Below are 15889 nucleotides of genomic sequence, written 5' to 3' on the forward strand. Positions count from 1 at the left end.
ACTATTCCTTAAAACATATAAATAAACCAATATGATAACTAAGGTTTATACGGTCAGTATTTGTAAGAAACTTTTTGATATTTGAAAAGCTAGGTTTATTATTGCTTCCTGTATAAGTATTAACTCCCGTAGATTTTAGGTGATTTGTTAGTTCTTTAAAGTTATTGAATTTAATATCTAAATATAAATCTTCATGATGTAGACAATTTAAGTCAGATTTTTTGATAAATTCTAAAATGCTAGAACTACTGTGCATTTTATTTATTCTTAGTATGTCTTTTACTTGATGAAAATTGTTATCCAAAACAGTGCTAAAGGCTAAAATTGCACGATTATTTAATTTTTTTGCTAGATTTTTAATTAATGTTTCTATGTCTTGACTCCATTGAAATGACATATTTGAAAATATTAAATCATAGCTATTTTTAAGCAGACGTAGATCTGTATCAAAATTAAGTTTTAGTGTGTTTATATTTGTATATTTTGAGTTTTTTGTTAAAGCAATATCGCAAGCATCTATTTGCTTTGCTGAAAATATCCTATTAAGTTCTAATGGCTCTGATAAGTCGCGTACTCCTAAATTTAGAATATTGTTAGTATGATTGTAGCTGACTAGTCTTGAGTAGTTTAGTGTCTGCTCTAAAAGTAATTGGCGTACTTGATTTTGGATAGTTGAGTTTTTAGAGTAATCTGTAGCTTTTGCAAAGTTACTTTTAACTTGATCATATATGTTCATATTTGACCTCTTTTGAGATAATTTCTAAAGCCTGATGAATTTGGTCAAAGGTATTATTACTATGCAGTGAAAATCTCAATATAGCTTGATCTTTAGGTACTGTAGGATATCTAAAGCAAGACACTATTATTTTATTTTCAAAGAGCTTATCCTTTAATCTAATCGCTAGATTAGCATCATTTAGTTGGATACTTCTAATAGGTGATAAATCTTTAGACACTAGTTCAAGATCTTTATCATCACATAGTTCATTAAAAAAAATGATATTTTGTTGAAGTTTTGCTCGATTATCATTAGCCTTTTCAAGGTTTTTTAGTTGTATCAAAGCAGCTTTTAATATCATTGGTGGTAATGCTGTTGTATAGATATAGTTACGTGCAAATTGTATTAGGTATTCTGCAATTGCTTCTGTAGTACAAACTACAGCACCGACTCCACCAAATGCTTTACCAAGAGGAAAAATACAGATAGGACAATTTTTATAACTTATTTGAAAGCTGTTGATTGCGCCACGACCATTTTTACCTAAAACTCCAAAACTATGAGCCTCATCAACTATAAGCTTTTCTGGTGTGATTCTAGCAAGCTTATCAAGTTGAGTAATTGATCCTGAAGTACTAAAGACTCCTTCTGTAGTAGTGAAGCTCTTGCCATCATATATATCTTGAAGGTGACCTAATTGTTGATGTTTATATCTTTTTAGTTTAGCTTTTGAAAGTTTAATTCCATCAATAATAGACGCATGGATATACTTATCTGCAAAGATACTATCATGCTTACTAAATAGTGTTGAATAAATTGCTAAATTTGCCATAAACCCTGAACTAAAAAATATAGCTCTAGGATAGTTAACAAATTTTGCAAACTCATATTCAAATTGCTGTGTCTCATCGGTGTAACCACAGACTATATTAGATCCCTTACTTCCAAAACCATATTTATCAAAACCAGTTACTATGGCATCTTTAAGATTGTGTGCTGATGATAGATCTAAATAGTCACTAGTTGTAAAATCTATAATAGAGTCATCTTTTATAAAAGGAGTTAACTCTCTTAATAAATTATCCTTTTGATATTGAGTATATTTGTCTTGTAGGTTTAACATAATTCGACATTTGATTCCAAACCAAGCTTAGCTAATAAAAAATTATCAGAATTAACAGTAGCATTATTTTCTGTTAATAACTTATTACCATAAAATATTGAGTTAATACCAGCAAGAAAACATAGAGTCTGAGTCTCTAAAGACATATTCTCTCTACCTGCTGATAATCTCAAGCGTGCTTGAGGAAATAGTATTCTTGTAGTCGCTATAAATCTTACTAATTCAAAGCTATCAATTTGAGCATCTGTATACTTATCTCCTAGAGGAGTTCCTTTAACAGGTATTAATGTATTGATAGGAATACTTTTTGGAGCAGCGGGTAATTGTAATAGCTCAAGTAATAAATTAAATCTATCATCTAGAGATTCGCCCATACCCAATATACCACCACAACAGACATTTATATCGGCGTTAGCAACATTTCTAATAGTTTCAATTCTTTCTTCAAATTTACGTGTGGTAATTATTTCTGGGTAAAATTCTCTTGAAGTATCAAGATTATGATTGTAGTAATCCAGTCCTGCTTCTTTTAATTTAGTTGCCTCCTCAACGTTGATACTTCCGAGAGTCACACATGTTTCTAAGCCAAGATTTTTGACTTCAGTGATGATCTCAGCTACTTGATCAAAGTCTTTTTTGGGAATGTGCTTCCAAGCAGCACCCATACAGAATCTTTTTGATCCTGCATCTTTCGCATTTTTTGCTTCTGCCAATATACTATCTTTATCTAATAGTTTATGCTTTTCGATACTAGTATTATAATGGCCACTTTGAGGACAATATTTACAGTCTTCTGGGCAAGTACCAGTTTTGATACTTTTTAGTGAGCATAACTCAATATCATTACCAAAGTTTTTGTTGTGAATTTCTAAGGCTTGTAAAATTAATTCTGTTAATGGTCTTGAGTAAATTTCTTTGATTTGTTCTAATGTCATTTTTTATAAAAAATTGTTTTAAAGTTGTAAAGTATTTTATATCTTGTGTACAATTTATGTCAACTTAATATTTTACAAAAGGTTTACAATATGTATAGCTCAAATATATGGCATCCATGCACGCAAATGAAAGACTTTGAAAAATCACCTCCTATGAATATTTCTAAAACAGACGGTAGGTATATCTACACAAAAGATAATAGAAAGCTTTTTGATGTTACATCAAGTTGGTGGTGTAAATCTCTTGGACATAGACATCCATACATAATACATAAGCTTAAGACACAACTTGATAAATATGAGCATACGATATTTGCAAATACTACAAATGATGAAATAGATAGGTTTAGTCAAAGAATTTGTAATTTGACAGGTATGGATAAAACTTTATACGCAAGTGATGGATCTTGTGCTGTAGAGATAGCTCTAAAAATGACGACACACCTTAGAAGCTTTCAAAATCAGACTAAAAAAACTAAGTTTGTTTGTCTTGAAAACTCATATCATGGTGAGACATTGGCAACTATGAGTGTTAGTGATTGTGGTTTATATTCTGATCCATATAAACCATTATTATTTGATAGTTTTAAGTTAAAAAATATTCCGTATGTTAGTGGCAAAAGTGATCCACTATGGGCAAATGCTGAAGTCTATTGGAGTAAATCGCAACAATATCTTGAGCAACACAAAGAATTTATTAATGCTTTAATAGTAGAGCCAATTTGTCAAGGTGCTGGAGGTATGTTGATTTATAGCAAAGATTACTTAAATAGACTTTGTAAGTGGTGTAAGGAAAATGATGTTTATATTATTTTTGATGAGATAATGACAGGAGTAGGGCGACTGGGTAAATTTTTTGCTTATGAATATCTTGATATTAAGTCTGATTTTTTGTGTGTATCAAAAGGATTAACCTCTGGGATTATACCTTTTAGTATTGTTTTGACAAAAAATCAGTATTATGAGATGTTTTATGATGATGAGTTAACTAAAGCTTTTTTACATTCACATACTCATAGTGGTAATGTTTTAGGAGCTGTAGTAGCAAATGCAGTATTGGATATATTTGAAGAAGAATATATACTTAACAATGTTAAAAATCTTGAAAAACAATTTAGTGAATCTTTTCTTGAGCTACAAAAGCAATTACCGATTATAAAAAATATCAGAGGTATTGGAGCAATTATTGCAGCAGATTTAAATATTGATAAAAAAAGAGCAGGCTTAGATGTTTATCGAGAAGCTATAAAATTAGGCGCATTATTAAGACCACTAGGAAATACTATCTACTGGCTACCACCACTAAATAGTACACAACAAGAAATTGAGTTGTTAAAGAACGCAACAAGACAATCTATATTAAATACATTTAGTTAAACTACTTTTTACGATTATTGAAATACTCTCGATCGGCAATATATATAGTTTTGGTTGCTTCAGCATAAATATTATTATCAGTATCTTGATAGCAGACTGGTAAACTAATTACAGATTTATTTTTGGTTATAACATCTTGCTTTATTTTATTGATAATCTCTTGTGATAGTAGAAATCTTGCATAAACATGATGTGTAATTGGTCTAAGATAATCTATATTAGCTGATAAATCCCAAACCACATAATCATCACCAAGAATATTACATAACTGTAATGGATAAATTGGATCTAGTGATGAGTATATAGCTCCACCAAAACCAGTACCATGATAGTTTTTAGTGTTATCTGTCAAATTAAATCTTAGATGTACTTCATGAAAATCGTCTGAGACAAAAACTATTTCTCCACCAGTTGCGACAAAAGCAGGTAGGTCATTAAATTTTTTAATAAGTTCTTCTGATTTTTCGCCAGATTTTTTATCAGTTTTAAAAAATGGAATCATATAATTTAACCAGTATTTATCTTTTATTTATAAACTCAATTATTTTATCTAAAGCTATTTTAGGATTTTCAAATGGAACTACACCAAGTCCTCCAATAAAACCATGATACATTTCATCATCATAGTGAGTTTCAACATAAGTACCTTGTTGTTTTAGCTTCTCTTCATAAGCATAAATCCCATCTATAAGGATATCATGAGTAGCCGCTACAATTAGTGTATCAGGTTGTTTTGTATCTTTATAAAATAATGGAGATATTGTAGGTTGTCTAAGTTTTTTAGGCTCTGACATTATGTCTTCACCTATATATGCTTTTAGAAATAGCTCGCACCATTCGGTAGTTAGGTGATATTTATACTCATCAAACTTAGTATTACTATCATATTTAGTATACATATCGACAGCAGGATAAACCAAAATTTGTGCTTTTGGTATATTTTCTTGACGTTCATGGCATATTATAGTTACAAGATTTCCACCAGCACTATCGCCCATTACAAAGATATTTTCAGTAGATAAATTAAACTTAGTAATATTTTCATAAAGCCAGTCATAAGCATATAGCGCATGATTAACAGCAGCAGGATACTTATCTTCAGGGCCTAAGCCATACTCTAATGAGAAAATATTTAAATTACCTTGATCACATAAGTATCTACATACGTGATCATAAGTATCTATAGAGCTCAAACACCAACCACCACCATGAATAAAAAGTACAGCTTTATCAGATGCTTTTTTAGGTTTATAGTGTCTTAATATAGTATCATTTTCTAACTTAATATCTTCTTCGATAATATCAGGGCGAGGTAGGCGCTTGATTTGTGCTATTGAAAGATCTGCAAATATCTTACGCTGATCTCTTAAATCTAATTTTTTTATTTTTCTTATTTCAGGAGTATCTAATAGCGACTCTAATGCTGGATGGTATGGCATAATTTTTCCTTACTAAATTTTATGTACTCTTATAATATCAATATTGAGTTTTTCTAATTTTCTTGAAAGTTCTCTTGTAGCACTATCTAAAGTACTGATGTGACTATCTTTAGGAATACCTAATACAGATGGTTTACGTGAATGTCCAACTAGTGCTTTTAGATTTAGTTTTTGTTTTATATTAACAATATTTTCTAATAAGTATCTTGCAGTATCTGTTTTTTTACCAAAACCAAAGCCTACATCAAAATATATATTTTGTTGCTCTACACCATGGTTTAGGAGAATTTGTTTTTTGTTTTCAATAAATTCACATACTTTATCTATAGCATCTTCTTTATCTAAATATTGATTCCTATTTGTGATGCATAAATTATGAGTTATTACATATTTCTTTTTATATTTAGCTATAAGTTGAGCTTTTTTCTCAATATCATTACATTCAACATCATTTATCATCCAGATGATATCATGATGTTTTTCTAAGATTTTACTTATGACTTCAAATCTACGTGTATCAATACTTACAAGAGGTTTATAATTCAAATCATTAAGTTGTTCTTTAAGATATTCTAAGAACTCATCTAATTTATTAAACTCTTCATCTACACTAGTAGCAGTAGCATTAGGCTTAGTCGATTCAGCACCAATATCAATAATTTCAACACCATTATTTATTAGCTCAATAAAATTTGATTTACGCTGAGTATCATCAAAATCTCCGTCTGAAAAAGACTGATCTGATAAGTTAACTATACCCATGCGCATTGTATTTGATAGTGTTTGATTAAGTTTTTCAATTGGTTCTAGCTCTTTTAGTCTTAGGCTTAGATTCCATTCAACATATTTTGGATGGTGCCAACCTTTGGATAGTTCTAGTAATGGAGCTAGAGCAAAGCTACGGTTTATTAATTCTTTGTGAGGAATTGTAAGTTTAGCTGTATCTACTACTAAATCCTCAGCTGATAGTATATCTAAATCAATAAGCCTAGGAGACCAAATCGGAGCATTAAGATCTCTACCAATTTTTTCTTCTATATCTTTTAAAACTATCAACAAATCTTGAGGTTTGAGAGACGTACTAATTTTTACAGCGGTATTTAAAAATGTAATATCCCATTCTTTTGGGGCATTTTCTTTAAGTAATGCCTTACTACTGTATAAGCTAGCTTTTCTAATAATTCTTATGTTCTGGTGTGATGCTAGAGCATCTAACGCAAGATGAATATTCTCGATAGTAAAACCAATATTTGTTCCAATCCCTATAATATATTGCACATTAATTCCTAATAATAAAAGAAGCAGAACCTATCTGTGAAACTGGGGGCTTTTTGTTAAGTTTCAAGTATTTGATTGTTATATCTCTATGTTTTTCTCCGATAAACAGATAAATTTGCTTAGCTAAGTACTCTATAAGATTACAGCTAACGTTATCACAAAAGCGTTGAATATTATTTCTCAGAGTATAATAACAAATAGTTTCTTCAAGATTATCAGAATTACTTGCGCTATAGTTTTGGCTAAACTCAAGTTCTAAGTCTAGAGTTATCATTTGCTTGTGAGATCTTTCCTCTTCAGAGCAGCCAAGACTTACATATATTTCCATATTAGATAAAAACAGAGATTGTTTCATTTTGTTAGATAAACTAGAGTAAATTTTGTTATTTAATATATCATATTGGCAAATGCTTAGATAACTTATTGTTCGCAAATATGCACCAACTTAGAGATTTTTTAGCAAATATAGAAAAATATGGTAAAGATACTTATATATATTTTGATAATACTAAATATAGCTATTATGAAATTTTGCAAAAATCATATAGTTTATCTAGATTCTTAGAGTCTTGTAGTTATAGGAAAATATACTCAAATCTAAAAAACTCGCCATTATCTGTAAGCTTATATATAGCTAGTTGGATAGCAGATATAGATATTTTTGTGCCAATTAATCCAAGATTAGTTGATAATGAGCTAGTAGCGATAATTGAAGATGATAGTTTATTTATTACAGATAAAATATGTAGTCTTGAAGTAAATAAATTGTATATAGAAAATCCGACATCGTTTTTTGAAAGTCTTGAGTATACGCAAGATTATTCGATTTATGCTAGATCTCTAACAGCGCATGTAAGTTCTGGAACAACAGGATTTTATCAAAAGCATTTTCATGATATTAATCAAATAATCAAATATGCTAATGATAGAATTAATGATTTAGGTCTTAAACAAAATGACCACTTATTAGTAGCATTATCAATAAATCATGCTTTTGCTTTTTCTTATCAAATCTTACCAGCATTAGCTATGGGTTTAAATATAACAATTATCCGTGAATTTGATGCAAGATTAATAGCAGAGATTATTAACCAAAATAATGTAACTGCTTTAGCACTGTTACCAACAATGTATCATTTTTTGTTAGAGCAAAATATTCATAGTAACAATAATTTATGCTATCTAAGTGTTGCTGGTGATATAGTTAGCGAAAGTTTAGCAAATCAAGTTGAAAATAAACTTGGTATACCACTGCTAAATGGTTTAGGTATGACAGAGGTTTTTGGATATGGTCAAAATATATCTGCTAATAAAGTTAATAAAGTTAAAGTTTTTGCAGATACTCAAGTAAAAATAGTTAAATTTGAAAATAGTGATTATGGTAAAATTTTCATCAAAAATAATATGCTACCTCTAAATATCCAAACTGAATGGCTAGAAACAGGAGATATAGGTAGTTTCGATGCTCAAAGCCATGAGCTTAGTTTTTATGGGCGTTATAAAGATATAATTATAAAAGGTGGCTCAAATATATCTCCAATTGAGTTAGAAGCAGCGATTTTGAAAATACCAAATATTGATAATTGTATAGTTACATCTAAAAAAGATAAAATATGGGGAGAAACTATCTGGGCATATTTGGTGGCATCTGAACAATACTCATTAGAGTTTATAAATAATAAGCTAGGTAATTACATAGCTGAATACAAAAAATTAGATGGAATTATTTATATTGATGAAATTCCAACTACTACAACTGGCAAAACTGATAGAAAAAAACTAAAAGAAATGATTAATCATGAGTAATACCCAATTACCACAATTTGCAATTCTTGAAGATACTTTAACAAATAACCAAAGTTACTATTTTTACAATCCGGTTGCAGAAGTTATAGCTAATGATAATGAATCACTTGAGTTAGCTTTTGGGCAATTGGAAGAACTGCAGCAACAAGGCTTATATCTAGTTGGGTATTTAAGTTATGAAGCTAGCTATTATCTTAATAACAATCTTTATGATTTATGCGATCATGACAATACTAAATTACTTCATTTTGTCGCTTTTAGTAATTATTCAAATGAAATCCCCAAGAATATAGTTTCAGATAAAAATATAGATCTAATGATAGATAGTCTTAATTTTGCAGATTATCAAAAAAGCTTTGATGAAGTTCAACAAGCACTTATCAATGGTGAAAGCTATCAGATTAACTTAACTAAAAATATCTTAGCTACTACAAAGCTTACTAGCTATGAGTTGTACAATAAGCTCAAACAACAATCAGTTAAATATGCTGCATATTTACCATTTTTAAACCCAGATATAATATCAATATCACCAGAACTTTTCTTTAAAAAGGATGCTGAAAATTTGATTGTTAACCCAATGAAAGGTACAGCAAGGCTTACAGGTAATGATTCAGAAGATCAAAAGATATATCAAGAATTATCATCATGTGATAAGAATAGGGCAGAGAACTTAATAATTGTCGATCTTCTACGTAATGATTTATCCGCTATTGCAAAAACTCATACAGTTAATGTAGATAAACTTTTCTCAATAGAAAAATACAAAAATCTACTACAAATGACTTCACAAATCTCAGCAAAAGTAGATAAACAAATATCTTTTAGAAAGCTTTTAGATGGCTTATTTCCATGTGGTTCGATTACAGGAGCTCCTAAAAAACGAACTATGGAACTAATCAAACAAATAGAGAAAGATAAAAGGGGAGTTTATACCGGAAGCATTGGCTATATTATGCCAAATAATGATATGTGTTTTAATGTTGCTATTCGGACTATTCAAAAATATCGTGATAACTTACAGATTGGTGTCGGTGGTGGTATTACTGTTTATTCAGATGCACAGTCAGAATGGCAAGAAATGAATACCAAGATAAACTTTATACGCCAAATTTACCAACCAGATTTTTGCTTAATTGAGAGTATTTATTACCATAATAAATTTAGAAATTTAGAGTTACATTTAGAAAGATTTGAAAACTCTGCTAGGCAATTATTCTTTGATGTTGATATTTGCAAGATTAGAGATCAACTATATGACTATGTAGAGCAATTAACTGATGATAAAGAGTATAAAATCCGTTTAGAATATCATTATGATAAGTCTATAAATATCGAGCATACTGAAATTAATACTACCAACCAACAAGCTATTAAACTAAAAATTTGCCCTGAGAAAATAAATTCAGCTAATAAATTATTTCAGCACAAAACTACACATAGCTCGACACGAGGCTTTTATACTCAAATGCATCACAAATATATTCATGAAGATAATTGTGAGCTTATCTATCTAAATGAAAAAGGTAATATTACTGAAACTAGGTTTCATAACATAGTTATTGAGAAAAATGATAAACTTTATACACCAAAATTAGAAGATGGTGTCTTAGCAGGTGTTGCAAGAAAATCTTTAATTTCTCAAGGCAAACTGCAATCCAAAAGCCTAAATTTTGATGATCTAAAAACTGCTGATAAAATATATCTTATCAATAGTGTCAGAGGCTTAATACCAGCGTATTTGGAGATTTAAGGTGGTTTTATATATTGATCATTATGATTCTTTTAGTAATACAATTATTGATTATATAACTTATCTTGGCTATCAAGTATCAATGCTAAAAACTGATGAGCAAATTGATAATATTGAGCAATATTCTCATATTATTATTGGCCCAGGACCAGGTCATCCAGATGAGCTCAAAAATATCTATCCAATCATTGAGTATTGTCAGCAAAGTAATTTGCCTTTGTTAGGAATATGTTTAGGTCATCAGCTTATTGCTCAATATTATGGTGCAAAAATCATAAAAGCTAAACAAATATACCATGGTAAACTCTCTGAGATTAAACAACTTCAATCATCTGTATTATACAAAGATCATCCACTGAAATTTGCTGTAACACGTTATCATTCTTTAACTGTTAATGATATTAAAGAGCCTTTGATTACTTTAGCCTCAACCGAGAATGATGAAATTATGTCTTTTGCTCATCGAAATGCAAATATTTTTGGTGTTCAATATCATCCAGAAGCATATTTGACCGAATACGGTTTATTAACTTTAAAGAATTTTTTAGCTCTTTGATTATATTTTTTGAGGTTTTATATAAAAGCTTAAAATATTAGCAATAATCAATAATCCCAAGAATAAACCATAAGTTATTTTATAACTCAAAAAGGTAGCAAAACCATAATCTACTAAAGCTTTTTGGATATATGCAGCCAGTGGGTTAATAATACTATTTAAGATATATTCAACCAAAAATAGTAGTGATAATATACTAACAAGATAGCTTTGTTTGCGTTTATTTGCAGTATCAAAAACTATACCTGTAAAACCAAAACCAATACCAAAAAACAATGCAGCCAAACTAAGTATATAAATATTACTGATGTTGGTATAAAAGATCATAATAACTGAAATACTAGCTAGAGATGTAAAAATAAAAATATGACTTCTTTTAAGAAATTGAGTGGCAATAATTAGACCAACAACGATTGAAGCTATACCAGAAGCAAGTGATGCAATGCTATTACCTATTAAACCAGCTTGTTGGCTAGCTAGCTTAGTATTTAATAAAATAGTATTTCCCCAATAGCCAATAGTGTTGAAAAATACACAGGTAAAAAGACTAGCATAAAGTATCGTAAAGATTATTTGTCTATCTTTGAAAATATCTTTAATACCAGCAAAATAATCACTAAATGATTTGATATCATCGCTTCTAGGAATCCTACCATACTTAAATCTGCTAATAGAGTAGAGCATCAATATAACAAGCATAATACCTGCTAATGTCAAAACTATGTAAGTATAATTGTATTGCTTAACAGCATAATTTAGTGGCGCTCCTGAAATAGAAACTGCCAACGAGCCAAAGAAATAAATAAAACCTGTCGCAATTGCAAATAGACGCTTACTAAGAATAATGCTAGTCAGTCTATAAGCACTCATCATAGCAAAAGCCGTGCCAATACCTATAATAAATCGTGAAGTCAGTAGAGTCGTTGAGTTAGTAGGAAACGCAAAAATTATAGTTCCAACTAGAACTATTGTCATCGCAATCATTACAGGGATATCAATACCATATCTATCAACTATAACTCCAACAGGTATTTTCATAATTAGCATTGCGATGCTGTATATTGATATAGCAAAAGCAATGTCAATACTAGAAAATCCATATTGATTTATCAATGGTATAGAAAATGCTGAAAGTGAAGTATTTATCATGCGAGTATACATATAAAACGCTACGGCACTTAGCCATATTAAGATTAGGAAGATTTTTTTGGACAATGTTTTGAACCTGTATTAGAACGGTATTGGATATTTTCTTCTAACTTTTTCGATATCTGCTAGTACTTCAGCTGACAATTCAAGATTTACAGCATCAATATTAGTCTTTAGTTGTTGCATAGTAGTTGCCCCAATTATACTAGAGCTCATATATTCTTTTCTAATTGTGAAAGCTATCGCCATTTGGCAAACATCTAGATTATGTTTCTTAGCGATTTCTAAATATTCTTCAACAGCCAAGTCAACTGTAGCATTTTGTCTAGTTGCAAATCGAGCTTTCTGTTCAGGCGATCCCATAACCTCATCAGACATTCTACTTCCAGCGGGGATATTACCATCTAAGTACTTACCACTTAAAATTCCCATTTGTAGTGGTGACCATGCTAGATAAGATATATCTTCAATAGCACAAGTCTCCATTACATCAGTTTCATCTCTTCTTCTAAGTAAGTTATACTCATTTTGTAAACTAACTATTCTTGGTAGATTATGTTCTTCGGCTAAGTTAATAAATTGATTTAGACCCCAAGCTGAATCATTTGATAATCCAATATGTCTAATTTTCCCAGCTTTAATAAGTTCATCACATGCTTTAAGTGTTTCAAAAATATTATCTTGTATTTGTTGTTTAGCATTAGCACCCTGAGCTGGTTCAAATGACCACCAATCTGCAAAATGATAGTTCGGTCGATTTACAGTCCAGTGAAATTGATATAAATCGATATAGTCTGTCTTTAATCTTCTAAGACTATTATCAACAGCTGAAATAATATTTTCATGATTTATCTGAGGATTCTCCTCATTTCTAGCCCAAGGTATAGGGGAGAATTTTGTGGCTAATATAACATCCTGTCTTTTTTGTCTAGAAGCAAACCAGTTACCAATTATTTCTTCTGTCTTACCATAAGTATCAGGTGTTGGTGGAACAGCATATAGCTCAGCAGTATCCCAAAAATTAACTCCTTGAGAAAAAGCATAATCCATTTGTTCAAAACCTTGATCTTGAGTATTTTGTGCCCCCCAAGTCATAGTTCCAAGGCAGATTCTACTTATATCAATGTTAGTTTTACCTAGTTTTGTATATTTCATATTTATCTTTAATTATTTAAAACTGTGAAAATTATAACAAATAATAGCTAAATTTTGATTTGTATTTAGTTTTTCTAAAATGGGACAGGATATTTTCTTCTAACTTTTTCAATATCAGCTAAAACCTCATCAGAGAGATTTAGATTAATAGATTCAATATTTGTTTTTAGTTGATCCATAGATGTAGCTCCAATTATGCTACAACTCATATAGGCTTTTCTAATTGTAAAAGCTATAGCCATTTGACATATATCAAGATTATGTTTTTCAGCGATTTTGATATATTCAGTGACAGCATCATCATTAGTAGCAAATCTAAAAGCATAACGATCTTCTTGTCCATCTAGAATTTCAGCAGACATTCTAGTACCAGCAGGGCGAGCACCATTGCGATATTTACCCGTTAAAACTCCTTGTTCAAGTGGTGACCATGCAAGATATGATATCTCTTCAAGAGCACATGTCTCCATGATATCCGTTTCATCTCTACGGCGATTCAGATTATATTCATGCTGAATACTTGCAAGACGTGGTAGATTATGTTTTTCTGCTAAGTTAATAAATTGATTTATCCCCCAAGCTGAATCATTTGACAGCCCTATATGTCTAATTTTTCCAGCTTTAACTAACTCATCGCAAGTAACTAAAATTTCATAGATATTATCAACTATACGTTGTTTATTTTGTTGACCTGCTAAAGGTTCAAAATCCCACCAATTACCAAAATGATAGTGAGGTCTATTTGTCGGCCAATGGAATTGATATAAATCTATGTAATCGGTTTGTAAGCGCTTTAGACTATTATTTACAGCATCAATGATGTTTGTCTTATCAGTAATAGGATTTTGCTCATTTCTAGCCCATGTCATAGGCGAAAACTTAGTCGCTAATACTACATCATTTCGTTTCTGCCTTGTTTTAAACCAGTTACCGATTATTTCTTCAGTTTTGCCATAAGTCTTAGCAGTAGGGGGGATTGCATACATTTCGGCAGTATCCCAAAAATTAATACCTTGTGCAAGAGCATAATCCATCTGCTCAAAGCCTTCATCTTGAGTATTTTGACGTCCCCAAGTCATAGTACCAAGACATATCCTACTAACATCAATATCAGTTTTACCAAGTTTAGTATACTTCATAGCTAATTTTTAAATTTAAATCTGTATAGAAATTATAGCCTAAAACTTAAGTTATTCTATTGAAATCTTTCTATTGAGCTATAGATACTGATTTAGTCGATAGTGTTGGATTATATTTAATATCTGCATTAGGGAATGCATCATAATTTTTACGAGCTTGGTGTAATTTTGTAATATCTAGTTTTTCGACAACTACATCTTCTTTATTGAAATTACCCATATTTAAATGATTGAGTTTAAAAGCTTTATTCTGAGGAGATGTAAAAATTATTTGACTTACTCCATCAACTCCTTGGGTATTTTGTTTATCTAAGCCTGAAGCCATACCTACTACCATACCATATGCAAAATTTTGAATAGATAGCATTTTCATTGCAGTATGAACTCTATTTAAACCATACAAATCATTGGTGTAAGATGGTGCGATTATAATATCTGGCTTAACTTTTGAGAGTTGTTCAGAGACATTCGGAAATTCACTTGTATAACATATTACAACAGCAATTTTAGTGCCTTTATAATCTAGTACTAATATATTTTTACCAAACTTATTATAGCCAACATTTCTTTCTTCTGGAGTTAGATAAATTTTATCATTTTCTATTACTTGACCGTTGGGCAAACCTACTAAAACAGTATTAGATATCTTATCTTTGTTATTTTTAGCAATAGTTCCACCTATAACAATTATCTGGTACTTTTTAGCTAGATTAGCTATTAAGTTTCTAGTTTGACTATAATACTCGCTAAGTTTGATTATGCTTTGCTTATTCCATGGTAAATCATCAATTAAGTTTACTGAGTTATCTTCCGGAAAAACTACAATTTCAGCTCCTTGGTCTTTAGCTTGCTTAGTTAGTCTATTCATATCATTGGCAAACTCATCAAAAGACTGTTGTTTGATTAGCATCTGCGCAGCAGCAATATTAATTGTTTGGCTATATCCATAACTGCTAATAGATATAATAATTATTATTAGATATTTTAGATGTTTAATCATTCTAATTACTCTCCTGTAAAAGTAATTAACTTTTTAGATCTTAAGATGCTTGAGATTGAATACTTAAATATTCTGATTTAGTTTGATAAACTCTAGAACCGTTTTTCATTAATTTAAGAAAAGCTTTTACATCTTTATTTTTAAGAGCTTGATTCATAGCTGTATGAGCATCATCTATAGATTTCCATTCGATGATATCAACCCATTCATTTGGGTTTTTAGTATTTTGTGTTAGGGTTCTCTTTATGAATCCCTCGTAGTTTTTTAAGTCTTGAGTTACTTTATTAGATAAATCTAGTACTTGTTGAGTAGAAGTATCTTTAGAGGTTTCGAACGAGACTATCTCTAAAATAGGTGGATTGCTTACAGCATGAGCATCAGAAGTATCTAAAAGCAAAAAAAGCATACCAATGGTCAGACCAAATATAATTGCGACTTTCAGTAACATTTCTTTGAACATA

Annotated in this window: 16 protein-coding genes; 4 read left to right on the top strand and 12 right to left on the bottom strand. The window is 30.3% G+C overall.

From position 1 onward, the window contains the following. Position 1: 1 nt before the first annotated feature. The 3 genes from IMS64_RS04195 to bioB are packed head-to-tail and all read right to left on the bottom strand — an operon-like array spanning position 2 to position 2776. On the bottom strand, positions 2-736 hold the full coding sequence (locus tag IMS64_RS04195; protein ID WP_211491001.1) for a methyltransferase domain-containing protein: 735 nt from the start codon (positions 734-736) through the stop codon (positions 2-4). Further along, entirely contained in the window at positions 723-1841 is a 1119-nt protein-coding gene (locus tag IMS64_RS04200; RefSeq protein WP_211491002.1) for an aminotransferase class I/II-fold pyridoxal phosphate-dependent enzyme, read from the bottom strand. Before IMS64_RS04200 ends, IMS64_RS04195 begins: the two co-directional genes overlap by 14 nt. Further along, positions 1835-2776 (bottom strand): biotin synthase BioB, encoded by a 942-nt coding sequence (bioB, locus tag IMS64_RS04205; protein ID WP_211491003.1) that lies wholly within the window; start codon positions 2774-2776, stop codon positions 1835-1837. Before bioB ends, IMS64_RS04200 begins: the two co-directional genes overlap by 7 nt. 90 nt (positions 2777-2866) lie before the next feature. Here bioB and bioA point away from each other — a divergent pair, with 90 nt between their 5' ends. Further along, positions 2867-4153, top strand: coding sequence for an adenosylmethionine--8-amino-7-oxononanoate transaminase (bioA, locus tag IMS64_RS04210; protein WP_211491004.1), 1287 nt, complete (start codon positions 2867-2869; stop codon positions 4151-4153). A gap of 1 nt (position 4154) precedes the next feature. Here bioA and IMS64_RS04215 read toward each other — a convergent pair whose 3' ends face one another. The 4 genes from IMS64_RS04215 to IMS64_RS04230 are packed head-to-tail and all read right to left on the bottom strand — an operon-like array spanning position 4155 to position 7225. After that, positions 4155-4655 (bottom strand): PaaI family thioesterase, encoded by a 501-nt coding sequence (locus tag IMS64_RS04215; RefSeq protein WP_044526149.1) that lies wholly within the window; start codon positions 4653-4655, stop codon positions 4155-4157. 16 nt (positions 4656-4671) lie between these two features. Beyond that, the gene (gene bioJ, locus IMS64_RS04220; protein WP_211491005.1) at positions 4672-5592 is read right to left on the bottom strand and encodes a pimeloyl-ACP methyl ester esterase BioJ; all 921 of its coding nucleotides are present in this window, start codon (positions 5590-5592) and stop codon (positions 4672-4674) included. 12 nt (positions 5593-5604) lie between these two features. Continuing rightward, positions 5605-6870, bottom strand: a complete 1266-nt coding sequence (folK, locus tag IMS64_RS04225; RefSeq protein ID WP_211491006.1) for a 2-amino-4-hydroxy-6-hydroxymethyldihydropteridine diphosphokinase — start codon at positions 6868-6870, stop codon at positions 5605-5607. Between the two features lies 1 nt (position 6871). Continuing rightward, the gene (locus IMS64_RS04230) at positions 6872-7225 is read right to left on the bottom strand and encodes a dihydroneopterin aldolase (RefSeq protein ID WP_004287809.1); all 354 of its coding nucleotides are present in this window, start codon (positions 7223-7225) and stop codon (positions 6872-6874) included. Positions 7226-7305: 80 nt separating this feature from the next. Between IMS64_RS04230 and IMS64_RS04235 the strand changes: the two genes are divergently transcribed. Genes IMS64_RS04235 through IMS64_RS04245 form a run of 3 tightly spaced genes read left to right on the top strand, consistent with a single transcriptional unit; the run spans position 7306 to position 10985 of the window. Then, a complete protein-coding gene (locus tag IMS64_RS04235; RefSeq protein WP_211491007.1) occupies positions 7306-8676 on the top strand; it encodes a class I adenylate-forming enzyme family protein in 1371 nt (456 codons plus the stop codon). Then, entirely contained in the window at positions 8669-10429 is a 1761-nt protein-coding gene (pabB, locus tag IMS64_RS04240) for an aminodeoxychorismate synthase component I (protein ID WP_211491008.1), read from the top strand. Before IMS64_RS04235 ends, pabB begins: the two co-directional genes overlap by 8 nt. 1 nt (position 10430) lies before the next feature. Further along, positions 10431-10985: an anthranilate synthase component II gene (locus IMS64_RS04245; RefSeq protein ID WP_211491009.1), complete on the top strand. Its 555-nt coding sequence runs from the start codon at positions 10431-10433 to the stop codon at positions 10983-10985. On the opposite strand, the gene IMS64_RS04250 is transcribed toward IMS64_RS04245, so the two are convergent. From IMS64_RS04250 to IMS64_RS04270, 5 genes are all read right to left on the bottom strand, one after another. After that, positions 10986-12146 carry an MFS transporter gene (locus IMS64_RS04250; RefSeq protein ID WP_211491088.1) on the bottom strand — a complete coding sequence of 387 codons (1161 nt, stop codon included), beginning with the start codon at positions 12144-12146 and terminating at the stop codon, positions 10986-10988. 69 nt (positions 12147-12215) lie between these two features. Beyond that, positions 12216-13289, bottom strand: a complete 1074-nt coding sequence (locus IMS64_RS04255) for an aldo/keto reductase (protein ID WP_211491010.1) — start codon at positions 13287-13289, stop codon at positions 12216-12218. 74 nt (positions 13290-13363) lie between these two features. Next, a complete protein-coding gene (locus IMS64_RS04260) occupies positions 13364-14428 on the bottom strand; it encodes an aldo/keto reductase (protein ID WP_211491011.1) in 1065 nt (354 codons plus the stop codon). Between the two features lie 70 nt (positions 14429-14498). After that, positions 14499-15428: a nitrilase-related carbon-nitrogen hydrolase gene (locus IMS64_RS04265; protein WP_211491012.1), complete on the bottom strand. Its 930-nt coding sequence runs from the start codon at positions 15426-15428 to the stop codon at positions 14499-14501. 40 nt (positions 15429-15468) lie between these two features. Next, on the bottom strand, positions 15469-15888 hold the full coding sequence (locus tag IMS64_RS04270; protein WP_012281065.1) for an antibiotic biosynthesis monooxygenase: 420 nt from the start codon (positions 15886-15888) through the stop codon (positions 15469-15471). Position 15889: the final 1 nt, after the last annotated feature.

This window comes from Francisella philomiragia, assembly GCF_018135955.1.
In the GTDB taxonomy this organism is placed as follows: domain Bacteria; phylum Pseudomonadota; class Gammaproteobacteria; order Francisellales; family Francisellaceae; genus Francisella; species Francisella philomiragia.